The sequence below is a fragment of the uncultured Gardnerella sp. genome (assembly GCF_947280595.1).
In the GTDB taxonomy this organism is placed as follows: domain Bacteria; phylum Actinomycetota; class Actinomycetes; order Actinomycetales; family Bifidobacteriaceae; genus Bifidobacterium; species Bifidobacterium vaginale_A.
The window spans coordinates 1-19097 of the sequence record NZ_CAMYOS010000006.1 but is presented as its reverse complement, the minus strand read 5'-3'; the positions used below and the strand labels follow the sequence as shown (position 1 = coordinate 19097).

Annotated in this window: 9 protein-coding genes and 1 pseudogene; 5 read left to right on the top strand and 5 right to left on the bottom strand. The window is 37.7% G+C overall.

What is annotated here, in order from left to right; translation table 11 throughout:
* Positions 1 to 69 precede the first annotated feature (69 nt).
* From Q0X59_RS02990 to Q0X59_RS02980, 3 genes are all read left to right on the top strand, one after another.
* On the top strand, positions 70 to 1485 hold the full coding sequence (locus Q0X59_RS02990; protein WP_297643079.1) for an LCP family protein: 1416 nt from the start codon (positions 70 to 72) through the stop codon (positions 1483 to 1485).
* Positions 1486 to 1761: 276 nt separating this feature from the next.
* Positions 1762 to 3714 carry an FtsK/SpoIIIE domain-containing protein gene (locus Q0X59_RS02985; RefSeq protein WP_082266255.1) on the top strand — a complete coding sequence of 651 codons (1953 nt, stop codon included), beginning with the start codon at positions 1762 to 1764 and terminating at the stop codon, positions 3712 to 3714.
* A 180-nt stretch (positions 3715 to 3894) separates the two neighbouring features.
* The gene (locus Q0X59_RS02980; RefSeq protein WP_075523438.1) at positions 3895 to 4167 is read left to right on the top strand and encodes a WhiB family transcriptional regulator; all 273 of its coding nucleotides are present in this window, start codon (positions 3895 to 3897) and stop codon (positions 4165 to 4167) included.
* Between the two features lie 10 nt (positions 4168 to 4177).
* Here the strand turns inward: Q0X59_RS02980 and Q0X59_RS02975 are convergent, their stop codons facing one another.
* From Q0X59_RS02975 to hflX, 3 genes are all read right to left on the bottom strand, one after another.
* Positions 4178 to 5662: a PAS domain-containing sensor histidine kinase gene (locus Q0X59_RS02975; RefSeq protein WP_075523439.1), complete on the bottom strand. Its 1485-nt coding sequence runs from the start codon at positions 5660 to 5662 to the stop codon at positions 4178 to 4180.
* Positions 5663 to 5883: 221 nt separating this feature from the next.
* Positions 5884 to 6846 (bottom strand): L-lactate dehydrogenase, encoded by a 963-nt coding sequence (locus Q0X59_RS02970; RefSeq protein WP_075523440.1) that lies wholly within the window; start codon positions 6844 to 6846, stop codon positions 5884 to 5886.
* Between the two features lie 204 nt (positions 6847 to 7050).
* Positions 7051 to 8532, bottom strand: a complete 1482-nt coding sequence (hflX, locus tag Q0X59_RS02965) for a GTPase HflX (protein ID WP_297643075.1) — start codon at positions 8530 to 8532, stop codon at positions 7051 to 7053.
* A 175-nt stretch (positions 8533 to 8707) separates the two neighbouring features.
* Here hflX and Q0X59_RS02960 point away from each other — a divergent pair, with 175 nt between their 5' ends.
* Together Q0X59_RS02960 and hrpA are read left to right on the top strand one after the other, a co-directional pair.
* Positions 8708 to 9397 (top strand): methyltransferase, encoded by a 690-nt coding sequence (locus Q0X59_RS02960; RefSeq protein WP_103043147.1) that lies wholly within the window; start codon positions 8708 to 8710, stop codon positions 9395 to 9397.
* An 88-nt stretch (positions 9398 to 9485) separates the two neighbouring features.
* The gene (gene hrpA / locus Q0X59_RS02955; RefSeq protein ID WP_297643071.1) at positions 9486 to 13637 is read left to right on the top strand and encodes an ATP-dependent RNA helicase HrpA; all 4152 of its coding nucleotides are present in this window, start codon (positions 9486 to 9488) and stop codon (positions 13635 to 13637) included.
* Between the two features lie 22 nt (positions 13638 to 13659).
* Here hrpA and Q0X59_RS02950 read toward each other — a convergent pair whose 3' ends face one another.
* Both Q0X59_RS02950 and Q0X59_RS02945 read right to left on the bottom strand, forming a co-directional pair.
* Positions 13660 to 15045, bottom strand: coding sequence for an MFS transporter (locus Q0X59_RS02950; RefSeq protein ID WP_297643156.1), 1386 nt, complete (start codon positions 15043 to 15045; stop codon positions 13660 to 13662).
* Positions 15046 to 15324: 279 nt separating this feature from the next.
* A pseudogene (locus Q0X59_RS02945) lies at positions 15325 to 19097 on the bottom strand (hypothetical protein); the annotation flags it as partial.

The following is a 19097-nucleotide window of genomic DNA, read 5'->3' as shown; positions in this document are numbered from 1 at the left end:
TAGTAAAAGTAGATGCATATAATTCTAGAAGTTAGCATAGCTTTTTTATAAGAATTAAAGGGGCATATAATGAGTGACAAAAGTTCAGATGACGCTTATAAAAGTGAGCAGAATCCGAGTTTTCCACCATCGTATAAGCCTAGCTCTAAAAGACATACTTCTAAATCAGGCTATGATAACGGCTATGATAACACTGTGCTGCCGCAATTTTCTCCACAAAATGTTAAGCAAAGATCTTCTAAAAGACATAATGCAAACAGCATAAAAGCAAGCGCATACCAAAATTCAAATGAACTAAATGCTAATATTCCGCCTAGCTTTGCTCCAAACTCTGCTAAACGTAAAACATCTTCGTCTAGTAATGTGATAAGTACATCAAATTACGAAAACGCTTCGAGTAATAGCGCTTATGCTAGCACGCAAAATTCAAGCACAAATAATGCAAATAGTGCAAATATTTCAAGAAATAATTCAGATTCATATATTTACGAAAATAGTACTAACAATAACAGCAATAATAGCAATCACAAAAAACGTAAAAAACATTATGTGCTTATAACAATATCTTTATTACTCTCAATACTGCTTATTGTTGCAGCTATATTAGGCTTTAACGCATACCATTTCGTTGAATCCAACATGAAAAAAACTGCATGGACTACGAATACTCCAGACACTCAAGAAAAAACATGGCTTATATTAGGTTCTGACCAGCGCGAAGGAGCAGAAGCTAAAGAGATTACTGGATTTAGAATGGACACTATTCTAGTTTTAACAAAGCCTGTGAACGGACACAGCTCACTCATATCAATACCAAGAGATTCGTTAGTTTCTATAAATAATAGAAGAATGAAAATAAACTCTGTTGCACAAATATTTGGCAAACCTGCACTAACAAAAGTAGTAGAAAGTATTACAGGTCATCATATTGATCATGTTGCAGAAATTAGATTTGAAGGATTAACTAGAGTAGTTGATTCAATGGACGGCGTTGAGCTTTGTTACAATCGCACTGTTAAAGATAGATTTAGCGGACTCGATTGGAAAGCTGGATGCCATCATTCAAATGGAGCTACAGCATTAGCTTTTGCGAGAATGCGACATGGCGATCCAGAGTCTGATTTTGGACGCGCAAAAAGACAACGAATGGTAATTTCTGCAATAATAAAGAAAGCTTCATCAAAAGACACTCTAACTAACTTTGATAAAGTTAAAAAACTTTCTCAAGCAGGACTTAATTCTATAATATTTGACGAAAATTCAACTCCAATGTCTTTAATAGATATGGCGCTCGCGTTTAAAGATGCAACAGGAGCTGACGGAATATCTGGAACCGTTTACTGGACGAATCCAAATTATATTATTCGAGGAATCGGATCGTCTGTATTGTTAGACGATTCGAAGAATATTGAATTATTTAATCAACTATCTGCAGGAACTCATGCTCCAGGAAGCGTTGGTACGCTTGCAGAAATGACACATTAAATAGTCAACTTGTTGTGCTCAAACGCGCTAAGAAGAAAATTGTGTGTTAGTAAATAATTACTAACACATGTGTAGCCACTAAACAAATGTATAGTTACTGAATAGAACTATGTGTTATAGACAAAAATGTAGTTCAATGAACAAAATATAGGTTATGCTAACTTCTGACCACATAAACATATTTTTCTTGCTTTTAAGAGAGCTCAACGCAATCATAGTTTTATGAAAACTAGCACACAACGAGCACTTATAAAAATGCAAATAATAGCGAGCATTATGCCAATTATTGCAAATATAACTATAGTTGTTATATCTTTCATACAACACCAATGGATGATGATTGCTATGATAATACCAAGCACAATGATGTATCTCGCTAACATTATTCCGCAGCTAATACAACAACATGCATCAATTGATAAAAATATTACATTTATTGATTCACTCAAAAATAAAAGCGAACGCGAAGAAAGTGATTCTAACGGCAGTAAATCCTGTGTAAGCTATTGCAAAATAAGCAATTTGAAAGCAAATAATACTAATTATGCTAATAGTTTTGCAAGCTCAAAAAGCTCTGAATTAGTCACAAAATCCAATGAATCTGTACAATACAACAGCGCTAACAGCAGCAGTGCTAACAACGACAAACTCGAAAATAATCCTGACAATATAAATCCAATAATTTTAGAAAAAATATTATTAAATAATAAAAGCAATGCTACAAGTAATTTTCATAACAAAAATATTGCTTTAATCATGCCTCCTTGGAGAGAAATAGTAAGACAATGGCTTCTTTCACTTAATTCCACAAACACTAAATATCAGAGCAGATACAACACACCACAAGCGCAAACACAAGCTAAATCTATGCAAAGGCAACTTATAGCTACAATCGGAGTCAAAAATTGCGGATACATGAATATTGATTTAGTTAAAAATGGACCGCACGCTTTAGTTGCAGGCACAACAGGATCTGGAAAATCAATTTTACTAACAACATGGTGTTTATCTCTCGCTTTCAAATATCCGCCAAGCGTATTGAGATTCGTGTTTATGGATTTTAAAGGAGGAGCAACTTTCGATTCCTTAGCGAATCTTCCACATAGCATTGGAAATGTTGGAGATTTGAATCTTAAACATGCAACTAGAGCATTGCAAGGATTAGAACAAGAGTTAGATAGACGAGAAAGACTAGTAGCTCAACAAGGATGCAACAATATTACTCAAGTAAAACCTTATGAACCTTCTATAGTTATTGTTATAGACGAATTTCACGCATTAAAAGATCAACTTCCGCACTATATGAACAGGCTCATACGAATTGCTTCAGTTGGAAGATCTTTAGGAATGCATATTATTGCTTGCACGCAAAATCCTTTAGGACAAGTTAATGCAGATATGAAAGCAAATATGTCTATTAACTTATGCTTACGAGTAAGAGATGCCTTACAATCTCACGAATTATTAGGATCTTCGTGTGCAGCATACATAAATCCACAATATCCTGGTGGAGCATATTGCAATATTGGAGAAGGGATAATAGCAATGAGATGCGCTCCAATAGCAAATATTGAAACTTTTATAAAAGGAATCTTACTCGCAGGAAAATTTTATAATTTCGCTCAAGCAAAACAATTATTTAGCGCACCTTTACAATCATTCGTTACTGAAAAACAATTAGAAAAATACAGTGTACAAAACGAAATTTCTACATTAAATGGAAATTCTATAAGAATAGGATTATTGGATGATGGCATAAAATTATACTCAGCTCTTTTACCGTTAAACATTGGAAACATAGCGATTATCGGATCACACGGTCGCGGAAAAACTAATGTGCTTAAACTTATTGCTAAATTATTAAATAAACCTATGCAAGATGGATATTATGAGAAAAATACAGCTTCTACTATTATTGTTGATAATGCTGATTGCCTCATAGAACCATTAAGCAATAATCCAAATGCATTAAAATTCCAAAAAGAATTAACTTCTTCAAACACAGTTATTTTTAGCGTTAAAACAGTTAGAGGATTGCGATTACCTGATCAAGCTCCAGTTCGCATAATATTTCCAACTGGAGATTCAGGAACAGATACAATGCTTGGAATACCTACAAAAATACAACAATCTTTATGCGCTGACGACTATAATACTTCAGGGCGCGCTATTCTAATCTATTCTGGAAACGCTTATTTAATTCAATTAGCTTATTGTGAAAATACTTAAATAGCTATTCGCGTGAATTTAATTTTCTACAACTTAAGCTTACAATCACGAAATAAAACACCTCACAAATAAATTCATATTTAACTAAAGTTTGCAAAACTCTTGAAAAAAATGATTATTCATGATTTCCTTACATACGGGGGATTTTTTACTCTTTTAGATAGCGAGGTTTACTCACACATGAGCAATTTGTTTAATTGGCGTACAAAAGCAGCCTGCAGAGATAAAGACCCAGAGCTGTTTTTCCCAGTTGGTAACACAGGGCTTTCATACCAGCAAATTGAGGAAGCAAAGTCCGTATGCCGCTCATGCAAAGTATCTGACTCATGCTTAAGATGCGCGTTAGAAACAAACCAAGATTATGGAATTTGGGGCGGATTGAGCGAAGAAGAACGCAGATCGCTCAAAAGACGCGCAATGCGAGCGCGCAGACATCACGAATCAGACTTATAAAGCTTAAAGGTTACATAACCCCTGGAACGCGAAGTTTAATATCTAGCACTACTCGAGTGCCACCTTCATGACGTTGCTCCCAGCGAACCGTTCCTCCAAAATCATTTGTAACAAAAGTATTTATAAGCTGAGTGCCTAATCCAGATCCTGAAGAACGCGCCATGCCGTGAGAAGACTCGCTATCGATTCCATCTCCATCGTCTTCAACCATAATATTCAGGTTATCTCCTCCGCGACCAACTGAAATCTTAATATGACCTGATTCTTTATCTTCAAAACCATGTTCAACAGCGTTAGTAACTAATTCAGTAAGAACCAAAGATAAAGGCGTTGCATCTTGAGCTGCTAACATTCCGAATTTACCAACGAAGTCAATGCTAATCTTTTGATTTTGGGAAGCTAATTCTATAGACATTTTAAGCAAACTAGAAATAACTTTATCAAAATCAACAACTTCGTCTGCAGTTTGACTCAAACCTTCATGCACAAGAGCAATAGTTTGAACTCTTCTTTGTGCTTCTTCCAACTCTTTACGAACTTCAGAAGACTTAGTTTTACGCGCTTGCAAACGCAAAAGCGCTGAAACAGCTTGAAGATTATTTTTCACACGATGATGAATTTCTGAAATAGTAGCATTCTTTGTTTGCAATTCTTGTTCGCGGCGAAGAACCTCTGTAACATCGCGGCATAATATTACAGCACCAGTTCTTTCACTAGGACCATAAAGAGGCAAAGAGCGCATAGACACAATAGAATGATTTGCTTCAAGCTCACAATCAATATCTGCTTTACCGCTTAAAACAAGCGGTAAGCTTTCTGGAACAGCATCGTTTACATGTAAAAGCCTAGTACCAAATTCGCTTAAATATTCGCCAGTCATAGTATTTAAGCCACCAAGACGGCGGAAGCAACTAATAGCATTAGGAGAAGCATATCGAACAATTCCATTTGCTTCTAAGACAATAAATCCGTCAGCAACTCTAGCATTATGACGCTGATTCAACACAGAATCATGATATGGAAATTGACTACGTGGAATCATGTCGAAAAGCGTTTTGCCAGCGTTAATACTTTCTGTTTCATATCTGCCGTTAGATTCGCGAGTTGCTAAGTTAGTTTCTCGCAAAACAAGACCTAAAGTTTTACCATTATGACGAATAGGAGCATAAACATTACATACAGTTGCTCTTCCAACAGAGCGAAGAACAGAAGAATGGAAACTTGTTTCTGACTTCATAGCCTCAGAAAGCTCATCGTGCATAGATATGTCTAACTTTTCACCAAGTAAATCTTCAGTTCTAAGAGTGATTGCTGTAGAAGGACGGCACTGTTCAGCAACAACATAATCACCATCTCCGTTTTGAATGACTAATAGAAGATCTGCAAAACTTAAGTCAGCTATAACTTGCCAATCTGCAACTAAATGATGAAGCCATTCGCGATCACTATCGTCAAAATCTGGACGTGTAGCAAGAATATGAGAAAAATCAGCCATATGACAATCATATATCTAAGACACAAGAAATAACGACGCGGTATGTTGTTTACAAACACAGTATGTTGTTTACAATCTCTGCATACGGTATTTTGTTTACGATCGCTGTATGCTGTTTACAAATAAAACCGCTCCCCCACGTATTGTGAAGAAGCGGTTTAATTGCTTCAATATGAAATTATTCTTCTAATGAAGCTTCTAATGACGCTAGACTACAAAGTTTAGAAACCAAACTTTGCAGCAGTTTCTCGCAAAGTTTCAGCGGAACGCTTCAAAGCTGCTAACTCGCGATCAGAAACTGGAGTATTAAGACGAGAATTCACGCCATTACGATTCAACAAAGTTGGAACAGACATGCAAACGTCTGAAATTCCATGGAAATCGTCAAGTAACGAAGAAACTGGCAAAATACGATTAGTATCTCTAAGTACAGCTTCAACAATATCTACGCCAGACATAGCAATAGCATAGTTCGTTGCGCCCTTACCATTGATAATCTTGTAAGCAGCATTAACGACTTCTTGATGAATCTCTTCACGCTTTTGAGCATCCAATGGCTCATGACCAGGAAGAGCATTCCAATCACACATTGGAACACCACCGATAGTTGCAGAAGCCCAAAGTGGAACTTCTGAATCGCCATGCTCGCCGGCAATATAAGCGTGAACATTCTTAACATTAACACCTGTATGCTGAGCAATAAGGAAGCGAAGACGAGCAGAATCAAGATTTGTACCAGAACCGAACATTTGATTTGCAGGAAGTCCAGAAAGCTTCATGCAAACATGAGTCACAACGTCAACAGGATTAGTGATTAACATGTAGATAGCATTAGGAGCAACTTTTACAACATTAGGAATTATAGACTTCATAATGTTAATGGTTGCACCTGCAAGATCCAAGCGAGTCTGACCAGGCTTCTGACGAGCACCAGCGGTAATAACCACCATGTCTGCATCACGGCAAATTTCAACATCGTCCGAACCGGCAATAGATACTGCAGGATAGAAGCTAGAACCGTGTTGCATATCTAACACTTCAGCCTCTACACGTTCTTTAGCAATATCTTCAAGCACAATTTCACGGGCAACACCACGCTGAGCGGCAGCGAAGGCGAGCGTAGAACCGACTGCACCAGCACCAATAATCGCCAGCTTTGTTGGCTTAACCTGCGAATTTACCATGCGAAACAACCTCTTTTCAACAACCTATTACAACTTTCATAATGTATTTGAAACATGCTAATAATGCATGAAACACAATATTTTTATGAAGTGTAGCTCTTTTATAAGAGCCTGTGGGTATGAACACTTTTACTCTAATCGCACCACCGGAATTTGTAAAAACAAATCAAGCTCTTAATTTAATAAACTAAACTATTAAAACTTTCACAAAGATACTTTCATAAGTTTTGCAGCTAAAGAATCATTAACATACGCAACTAGAGAAACTCCGTCATCTTCATAATCAACTTTTTCTACTACACCATTTTCACGAACTTGAGAAAGCAAAGCACACTCTGTGTAAGGCAACTTAACATTAACTTGCACTTTTGGCGAAGGCAATAGATACTCAATTCTTTGACGAAGTCGAAGAATATTATCTCCAGAAACAGCAGAAACAATAAGAGAATCCGGATATAATTTTTCTAAACGCTCTCTCTTAGCTTCACTCATACAATCAGACTTATTAAATACAAGCAATTGCGTAATATCTTCTACTCCATCAATTGAACTTAAAACTTCGTTCACTGCTTCAATTTGAGATACTGGGTCAGGATGAGAACCATCAACAACGTGTAAAATCACATCAGCTTGACTCACCTCTTCTAGCGTAGATTTGAATGCTTCTACTAGCTGAGTAGGAAGTCTACGAACAAATCCTACAGTATCTACGAGAGTATAACTACGACCGTCTTTACTACGATTGCGGCGAACAGCAGTATCCAACGTAGCAAATAAAGCGTTTTCAACTAGTTCTTCTGAACCAGTAATTTTGTTAATAATGGAAGATTTTCCAGCGTTAGTGTATCCAACAACAGCAACAGTCGGTATATTTTGACGTCTACGAGATCCACGTTTAACATCTCGAGCTGGAGCCATATGTTCAATATCTTTTCGCAATTTAGAAATACGATTCCTAATAGCACGCCGATCCATTTCAATTTTTGTTTCACCAGGACCTCTTGAACCGATTCCAGCATCTCCTGCAGCTCTACCTCCAGCCTGCCTAGAAAGAGCAGCGCCCCAACCTCTAAGTCTAGGAAGCATATATTGCAATTGTGCTAGTTCAACTTGAGCTTTACCTTCACGACTCGTAGCATGCTGAGCAAAAATATCTAAAATCACAGCAGTTCTGTCAACAACTTTAACTTTAGTAGCATCTTCTAAAGCTCTGCGCTGACTTGGTGGCAAATCATCATCAACTATGATTGTATCCGCATCATTTAGCGAAACTACTTGCGCAAGCTCTCTAGCTTTTCCAGAACCAACATAAGTAGCAGCATCAGGCTTATATCTTTGCTGCAATAAACCATCACAAACAACTGCACCAGCTGTTTGAGCTAAAGCTGCAAGTTCTCTTAATGACTCTTCCGCTTGAGAAAGAGTGCTATTTGCACTTGACCAAACGCCTACTAGCACAACACGCTCAAGACGAAGTTTTCTATATTCAACTTCAGTAACATCTTGCAACTCACCGAGTCCTGCAACTCGTTTTAACGCATTATGTGATTCACGATTCTGCCAAGCTTCATCATGTTTCTCTTTAGAAGAAGACGAATCAAGTAGGACTTCTGAATGCTCTGAAAGAAACGCATTTGAATTACTAAAACTAGAATTACTCTCGCTATTAGCATTAAAATCTACCATTTGTCCCCTACTCTAGTTTGACGTAACTAGCATTTTACAACGTTTGTTTTATTATTGTGATTTGAGAAGACATAATAAAACTTGAATATAATAAAGCAAAATAAACAACAAGAAAAACAGAATAAAACGGAAATAAAACAGAAAAAAAGTGTAAAACGGATTGCAACTAACAACAATGATTAAGAACCAAAATAAAAACCAAAATCAGAACAATAATCAAAACAACACTAAAACAGTTAATAGCAAAAGTGGAGAGCAATATTTTTATGCATCTCCATCATCAAAAGACGAACGCCATACGTTGCATGTGAATTTGCGCGGTCATGACGTAAACGTGCAAGTTTCTAATGGCGTTTTTAGCTCATCTAGATTAGATTTAGGCACATCGGTATTGCTCAAGCACGCGCCTAAACCTCCAGAAAATGGCGTATTCCTTGATATTGGATGCGGATGGGGTCCTATTGCTCTTTCACTCGGATTAGAATCTGAAAACGCTGAAATTTTTGCAATTGACGTAAACGAGCGCGCTATTGAACTTAGTGAAGTAAACGCAAAAAACGCTGGGCTTAAAAATATTCACACTGAGATTGCACAAAATGCGCTTGAAAATGAAAAATTGGAGCATATAGACCTAATATGGTCTAATCCGCCTATTCGCGTTGGAAAAGAAGTACTACATGAAATACTTCTTACTTGGATTCCTCGTCTAAATGTAAAAGGAAAAGCTTATCTAGTTGTTCAAAAAAATCTTGGAGCAGATTCTCTTATACCATGGCTAGCTAAAAATCTTGGAGATAATTTTAACGTTATGAAATTCGCAAGCTCAAAAGGTTACAGAGTAATAGAAATAGTTAGAAACAATTAGAAACAATAAAAAAAAAACAATAAAAACAGTTAAACATTAAAACAATTAAAATTAAATATAGTAAAAACACGTAAAGAAACTATTTATTATGAAATTTGAGTATCCACCTGAACTACCTATTTGTGCAGCGCACGATGAAATAATAGAAGCAATTAAGTCTTCTCAAGTTGTGATTATTTCTGGTCAAACAGGCTCTGGTAAGACTACTCAAATCCCAAAAATGGCGCTAGAACTCGGAAGAGGCGGAAGAGGTAAGCAAATCGTACACACTCAACCTCGCAGATTAGCTGCTCGCACAGTAGCAGAACGAATTGCTAGCGAAATGGGAGTAAAACTAGGAGAAGAAATCGGATATCAAGTACGATTTACGGATGAAAGCTCCACAAAAACAAAACTTAGAATAGTTACAGATGGTATTTTACTTGCACAAATCCAACGCGATCCACTTTTAAATCGTTACGATACGATTATTATTGACGAAGCACACGAGAGAAGTCTTAACATCGACTTTTTGCTCGGATACTTAACAACTTTATTGCCAAAGCGCAAAGATTTGAAACTTATTATTACATCTGCAACTATTGATTCAAAAAAATTCTGTGATCATTTCGAACAAGCTTTACACATTAAAGTGCCTATTATTGAAGTTTCAGGACGGACGTATCCCGTACGAGTACTATACGAACCGCTTGGTTCCGCTCCTTCACTTATGCAACATGTTCCAGGATTTGCAGATATTTCAATGAGCGAAGAAACTATTGAAGAAAGCAAGTCTAACGAAAAAAATAGCGAAGAATCTTCCGATGAATATTCTTCCGATGAAGATATTGCTTCTGCTGTAACTAGAGCATGTGCACAGCTTGTTATTCATTCTAGTCATGATTTTGGCGCACGCGACATTATGGTATTCGCTTCAGGAGAGCGAGATATTCGCGAATTTGAATCAAGTTTACGCTCATATTTTGGCGAGCGCGCAAATGACATGCATCGCACAGATGCGATTGAAATAGTCCCACTTTTCGCACGTCTTTCTTCAAAAGATCAGCATAGAGTTTTTGAATCACACACGCATCAGCGCATTATAATAGCAACAAACGTTGCAGAAACTTCTCTTACTGTTCCAGGAATTAGATATGTTGTAGACACAGGTTTAGCTAGGATTTCTAGATATTCTAAATCTGCAAAAGTGCAAAGACTTCCTATAGAACCTATTTCTCAAGCGAGCGCAGATCAGCGTTCTGGACGCTGCGGTCGTATTGCAGATGGTATTGCGATTCGATTATACTCGCGCGAAGATTATGAATCGCGCCCACGTTTTACAGATCCTGAAATTTTGCGCACTTCTCTTGGAGCTGTAGTTTTGCACATGCTTTCTGTAGGAGTTGCTAAAACTGGAGAAGATATTACTAATTTTGGATTTATTGATCCTCCAGATATAAAAGCTGTAAGCGATGGACTTAATGAGCTTAGCGAACTTGGAGCTATTAGCAGAAAATCAGGGTTAATTACACTTACTCATACCGGACGGGAGCTTTCAAAACTTCCTATTGATATTCGTCTTGGACGAATGATTATTGAAGCTGCGCGAATGAATACTCCAAATACTCTTGCAGCAATTCTTGTAATAGTAGCATTCTTAAGCTTGCAAGATCCTAGAGAAAGACCTGTTGAGCAACATGAAGAAGCAGATAGGATTCATAATCGTTATGCTGATGAAAGCAGCGACTTTTTAACTGCTCTAAATATTTGGGATCATATTTTCCAAGCAGACGGGAATATGAGCAACAACGCTCTTCGTAAACTATGCAAATCGGAATTTTTCCACTTTTTACGCCTAAAACAGTGGAAAGATTTAGTTAATCAATTGCAAGACTTATGTAAAGAATTGAATTATAAAGTTGGAGAAGCGCTGCCATTAAAAAGGCCATCACTTGAGATCAGACAACTTCCTAACAATCAACAATCTGCTCATAGTTTGTGCTGTTCATGGGATTATCAGGGAATACACACTTCAATGCTTTCAGGCTTGCTTTCAATGATAGGAATGCAAGTTATTCGAGAACCTAAAGCTTCCGACTTTGCTAATTTACATGGAGCTGCAAAAATTCGCGCTATTAAACGTGCACAAAAAATGGCTAAGAACGACTATCAAGGAGCTAGAGGTACACGATTTGCAATCTTCCCATCTTCTTGTGTTTGTAAGCTTTCACCTTCGTGGATTATTTGCACAGAACTTGTAGAAACGTCAAGACTTTGGGCTAGATATTGTGCGCAAATTGATCCTGCATGGGCTGAATCTCTTGCAAAAAATCTTACTCGAGTCACGTATTCAGATGCTCACTGGAGCGCGTCTAAAGGTGCTGCAATAGCAAAATCAAAAGTGCTTTTATACGGATTACCTATTGTACAAAATCGCACTGTTCAATGGTCTAAAATCAACCCTTATGAATCTAGGATGCTTTTAATTCGTTGCGCTCTAGTTGAAGGCGATGTGCAACAGCGTTTCCAATACGATACTTTTATTTCTGCAAATCGCTCTATGCTTGAAGACGCAGAAAATCAATCTAATCGCACTAGGCAAATAAGCGAAACAGTAAATGATGAGGATTTATTTGCTTTTTATGACAATAACTTGCCTCAAGATGTAACTAATATTGCAGATTTAGCAAAATGGTGGAAAAATGCTCATGCAAAAAATCCGCATAAGCTAGATTTTAATCCTGAAGAAGTTGAGAGGTTACAAAGCGCGCAAAGCACTGATTTAGCAGATTATCCAGACCATTGGAATACTATTTGCACAGACGGGAAACCTATACGATTACGTTTAAGTTATATTTACGATCCGAATAGTCCTTTTGATGGAGTTACTATTCATATTCCTGTTCACGTGTTAAGTAGACTAACACCTGAAGAATTTACATGGAACGTTCCAGGACTATTAGATGACTTAATTCTTGGAATGATTAAATCTTTACCTAAAAGTTTACGCGTTCAATTCGTGCCTGCTCCAGATAGTGCTAAGAAGATTCGCGAGTGGATTGACGATCATTACGATACTCTCCCCGGTATTTCTGAAGATTGTAAAGATTCCTTTGAATGGCAAGATTTTCGCGAAATATTTACTAAAGCTGCTATACAAGTAATCGGAGCGCAAATTCATCCTGAAGTTTTTGACGATGAACAAATGAATCGCCTTACTCCTTATGTTCGAATGACTTTTAGCGTAGAGAAAACAAATATAAAAACACACTCTCAAGGATTCATTAGAAAACAGAAGAACAGCGCAAACAGTAACACAAATAGCGTATATAAGAACACCGAAAACAGTAATGCAAACAATAACACAAACAATAGAACAACAATCACTGTACTAGGAAACGATAAATCTCTTGTTGCTTTACAAAAGCGATTCTCAAAACTCGCACAAGAATCTGCTTTAGAAGCAATAAATCGTAAAGCTACTAAAGCTAAAAAAGCTGGGAAAATAATAGAACAAGCTGATTTATTACATAAAGCAGGAGCTACAAATATTTCTAGATCTCAAATGGTATGGCAAGGCGCTCTTAACATGCTACATTTAGATTGCAATCGCATTACATCCAGATGGCTAGGCACAGAGGCTTTAGTGCTCGCTGCAGCACCCTATAAAACATCAAAATCTTTAGCTGAAGATTTACAAATGGCAGCAGTTAAACGCTTAATAAAGCATCCTGAGCAAATTTTAGATGACGATTCATTAAAAGAATCTGTAGCTAACGTATCTCAAATTTATGAAGATACTGTATACGCAATAGCTCATGATGTGATTAAAATACTAAAACGCCAAGCGCAATTAAGCAAAGTAGTTTCAGGTAAAGCAGATTTGCCTATGCTATCTGTATTACAATCAATTCGAGAGCACACTTCAAAACTTATTTACGAAGGATTTATTTCAAACACTCCAGCAGAATATCTTCCTAGAATCGAACGATATTTGCATGCAGATGAGATTCGACTATCTAAAGCTAAAATAGATAAAAATCGCGATGTTCGATGGGCATGGGAAGCTGAAGAAGCTAATAAAATAGTTCAGAAAGCTCAAGAAAAAGCTAAATCTACGCCTTTGGGACCAACGCATGAAGAAGAACAAGAAAAAGCTGAGAAATTAAAGTGGATGCGTGAAGAATTCTACGTTTCACTATGGGCTCAAGAACTAACAACAGCATATCCTATAAGTATTCAACGTATGCGAAAAATATGATATTTCGTAAAAATCCTATAAATTACGCTTTAACGCTTTTCGAACTTCTTTTAGTTTTTCGCGAATACACGTAATTTCTAATAACAAACACAAATAATCCTAGTAAAGAAACAACAGAGCCAATAAGTAAAACATTTGAGAACCCTGCAGCTGAACCTTTTAATCCGATTAACGAGAACCCTTCTAAAGATCGATTGTTAATCAAACCGTAGAAAATTACTATTCCAATAGATGTAGTGACGCTCATAGCAAGATCGTTCATACCACAACCACGTCCAGTTTCTTCAACAGGCAAAGAATCCAATATTATTGACACAAGCGGAGAATACATAAGACCACAACCTGCATAATATACACATGCGCCAAAAGTCAACGCAAAAAATCCGCTCATAACGAAGAATCCAGATATTGCCCACCCAATAGCCATCAATACAGATGCGAGAATAACAGCATTTTTACGACCTACTCTCGCAATAATCTTTCCGGAACTCGTTCCAGCAAGAGCAGCAACAACAAAAGCACAAACCACATAATGAGCAACATCAAATGTAGTGAGTTTATATAATTCTCCGCCTAGACGATTGAAAATTGGAGTAAAACAATAATTTGTGAAATAAAGGAACATAAGCACAAGCATTGCAGAAAGCCAACGCTTATTTTTGAAGAATGAAGGAGTTACAAAAGGATTTTTAGCTTTATTGATATAAATACCGAAAATTATAAACAATACAATTGAAATAACAAGCATCCACCATACGTGGTATGAGAAGAAAACAGTAAGAATAGCAACAGCAGCACCGAAAATCACGAAACCTATTCGATCTATTTTTCTGCCATTACCGTTATTTTGCGGCAAATATCTTCTTAGCGCAGGAAGGAAGAATATAGTTATTGCTGGAATAAGGAAGAAATATCGCCAAGATATTGAACTCAATAATCCAGCTGTAAAAATACCGATTGCCGCTGAAATTTGATATCCTGCTGTAAATAATCCGAAGAAAATAACTTTAAGATCTTTACGTAAATATTTCGACACAATTACTAGATACGCAGAACCAGCTACTTGTTCTCCAGCAGATTGAATCATACGCGCTAAAATAACGCTCCACAAATGAGGAGTAAAGAAGAAATTCGCTAAGAAACCGAATACTGAACCAATAAATAAAGTAGACAGTCCAACTGTAACAAGTTTTCTTAAAGATACGAAATCACCTAAAGAGCCGTAAATAAAACAAGCAATACCTAGTACTATTCCAGGTAAACCTGTGATCAAAGACGCTTGCTCCGGACTTGAAACATCAGTACCAACTTGCTTAAACAACAAATTAAAACCTTGTAAGCACAGCGTCCCAAAAACATAAGATATTAAAAGTAAAATAAGAGCACGAATTGCTATTTTATTAACCATTTCAGGATTATCGTAAGCATCTTTAGTAACAGATGCAGATGCAGATACATCACAAGCATCACTGACTGGGATATTAGCAGAATCACAAGCATCAACAGCATTACTGGAGTTAGAATTTACTCGCGATTTTGCACTTTCACAGATAAATTTATCTTTAGACATAACTCTCCCAAAAAACTTTTGCAACTCGTGACTACGCTTTACACTTAAGTGACTTAAATCACTTAAGTCACTTAAGTTTCTTCAAACCTTTAGCAATATCACTTATTAGTTAAGCAGTTACTTAAGATCTTTACGGCGATGGCGAGATATATTCACAGCAAACCCTAATGCAACTAATATTGAAGACAAACTTGCAATATTCAAAACACTATACACGTCACTACCTGTACTTGCCAACTGATCTTTAGACTCTACTTCTTGCTGCTTTTGCTGCTTTTGCTGCTTTTGCTGCTTAACAGAAGTTTCAACTACAGTTGTTTGAGTATTCGTATCAGGTATATACGTTTGTTCACTTGAATTTACTATATCAATATACACAGTAATATTAGCTTTTCGACCGTATTGATCAATAGTAGTAAACGTTACTTCTACTTTCGGCGTTCCATCAACAATCTTAGGAGTGCCGGAAATAGTGCAAGTAGTTCCATTGCATGAAGGAATAAGACCGTTAGAACCGCTTCCATTAGGATTAAGCTTGTTAATAACAAAATCATTGCGATCTACTCTAACAATCGTATTGCCACTCGAATTCTCAGTTAAGTTTGCAAGCGTAAACGTTGCAGGAACGCCCGAAACCGCAGAACTTCTAAACTCAAACATCATAGGCTTCATCTCCTCGAAGTTTGCAGTAATAGTGGTTTCGTACGTTGACTGTGACTCTGGTAGCGAAATCTCTGGATTTACTCCAGCATTACGCAAAAGCTGCTTCAAAGCTTCTAAACTAGACTTCTTGGAGCTGCGAATCTCCATTGCAATTTCTGGCTTATTTGCATCATTTGCAAGTTCAGCAAGCACTTCTCGCTGTTCATCACTGACATCACTCTTATTTGTTTCCTCATAATTAGCAAATGTCAAGTCTATTCCAGCTTCTCGCATCAAGTTCTTTAAAGCTTCGATTGAAGAACGCTTTGAATTGAAAATTTGCTTAGCAAGCCATGGCTTTCCAGCTTCTTGAGCAATTTTTACAAGATTTTGAGCAATTTTTCTAAGATTCTCTTTTTGAGGATTCTTTTCAAGAATGCTATCAACATCAATCTTCGCTTCTCGCATCAAGTTCTTCAAAGCTTCGATTGAAGAATTATGAGAATCACGAATCAATTTAGCTACGTAAGATTTGCCATTCGATTCAGCAATCTTAGCTAATTCTTCGCGCTTAGCATTGTAGACATTGTAAGCTTCTTGCTCCGAGTGATTCTTTTGCGCTTCATTCAGCAGATTTTGCAAAGCAGCAAGCGTAGAGTTGCCTGAATTACGAATAATATTTGCTACATATGGCATACCATCCATAATTGCCATTCGCACCAAAGCTTCACGTTCTTCTTCTGTAGCCTTACGTTGATCTGCTGGAACTGCTGGAGTCTCAGTCGTGATAGAAGTCCAATTCTTGAACACGTAACCATTATCTGCAAGCACATCTGGAATTGGCATTTGGAAACCATTCGCGTTATTTCGCACCCAATATACTGAAACTGGCTTGTTTCCAGCATTTTCAAGAGGCGATTTTTGCAAACTTCCGCCATTACCAGCTACGTACGTCACCTTCGTATAGTTCTTTTCTATGAACTTAGCTGCAGCAGTGCCTTTAGCTGGCAAATCATTATTTGCAATAACTTTTGGCAAAACGTACACGCGCACAGGCAACTTAGTTGTAACAGTTTTTTGCTTTCCTGTAGTCTTATCAATTTCATCAGTAGGCTTAGTTACATTCACCATAATTGTTGAAATTCCAGGCTTTGAAACATCAACCGTAGAGCTATCATCTATAGATACACTCACTTTAGGGTCAGTGTTATGTACGAGCTTATTAACGTTTGTAATACTCTCACCCACGCCAATAACTGTTTCTGGAATCTTCACATCATCAACGCCATTTTGCTCAGCAACGAAGATGCGCGGCTTACTAATATCCCAATTGTCATGTAAGAGTATGTTCGACTTATCGCCTCTTGCATTATACATTTGCCACTTTGTAAAACCGGAAAGTTTTGCAGCAGTGTCGCTTGCAACCTTTTGAGCAAACTTAATATTATCTTCTTTATCTTTTCCGTGACGAATATACAGCAATTTTGGCTTATACGAACCGTCAGCCCACGTTCTACCAAATCCTGGAAGGAATATAGTTGCAACGTAACCGTCTGGAATCTCTTCTTGTGTAGAAGCGTCAATTACGTTTTTAACAAGCTTATAATGCGGTACAATATTAGTGTTCCTAGCAAACTTCCTACTAGCAATTTCAGCACTAGAATATAGCTTAACTTTCTGTGGATTAGGCACAGTAGTAGTGCTTGGTGTCATAGCAGCAAATAGTGTCATAACAGGAACTGACGTAGCAGTATTTGTTACAAATGTAGTATCTTCCTGAATCTCCCAGCCTTGGAACTCGTAATGGTAGCCTTTTGCATCGTAATCCTTGCCAATAACCTGCGGCGCGCGAACGCCACTAGCAGAATCCTTATACGCGTAGTACAACGTGCGCGAACCTTCAGCAAATTCACCCTTGCCATTTGGTGACTCAGTATCACTCTTAGCGTTTATAAATTTGACTTCAACATACTTAGTTTTATCAAAAACTAGTTTGCGTTCAGCATTAGCACCAGTTTGGTCAGTACCCTGCGTATTCTCCTTCGGCAAGCTGTCTGGATACATCAACTTATAAAGCACCTTTAAGCGTCCTACAAGTTTATAAGTCTTGTAATCTGCTGCATCATTATACTTGATTGTCACTTTCAAAGGAACAGTGTACAAAGCAGGCTTCTTAAGCATTTTCTGCTTGAACTTATTTTTCTCAGCTTCAGTTGGCAAATCGTATTCGACTTTTATGTCTTCTACTCCATCTTTCAAAGCAGCTTCTTCTTTGAGTTCAGGCATATTAGTTATAAAATCGGTTAGCTTTGGAAGAGAGTCAGCATCATCTTGCACAGCAACCAAGTAATCAGTCTGCACTGCTGGCTCTGTCCAATCCTTTTGATCTGCCACGAACTCTTGGAATGATTCGTTGACTTTCCAGCCGTCTTTCCACTCACCAGTCACGTCAGCAACATCTTTAACTTCAGCAAGTTTCTTACCGTCATTAAGCATGCTGCTTCGTTTCCAGGTGCCAGTAGCATTGGTTAGGTTTTCTTTAAGTCTCACCAAAGCATTAGTAGAGTCGCTAGAGCTGTAAGGAATGTTCGAAATATCAGTGCCCTTCTTTACGTAGAACACTTTAGGACCGCTTGTGCCGTCCTTCCACAATCGCCCTGGAGCAGGCTTAAAGATTGCAACTACAGCATCCTTAGGAACTTCACCACCGTCAGACGAACTGGAGAAGTAGTCGATTCGCTTGTAAACAGCGGTGTAAGTTTTGCCGGAATTATCGTCAACCTTAACATCTTTATAACGACCTTCAGAATCGATATCGTACTTCTGTTCTGGCTTCGGATTCTCAGTAGTCGGCTGTACAACCTTAGTTGCCCAACCCTTGAACACATAGTGGTAATTATTTTCACTGTGATCCTTACCGAAAGCTTGCGGAACGCGGATTCTAACCTGCTTACCTTTATAAACATAAGCAGTAAGCGTAGTTGTTACGTCAGTAGAAGGAGTAGTGCCAGTCGTATCGTGACCAATAATAGTGCCTTCATCGTTCTTGCCGGTAAAGGTAATCGGTGCGTACTCTTGTTCATACTTGCTGCCGTAGTCGCTAGTCTTAAACTTCTCCCAATCGCTTTTGTACACCAAATCTGGCAGCACGCGGTACAGCACTTCAGCGTCAGCAGTGTTGCCCTCAAGCTTCACTTGCACTTTAATCTTGTGCAAGCCTGGAGTGCTGTCGAATGTTGCGCCATCAG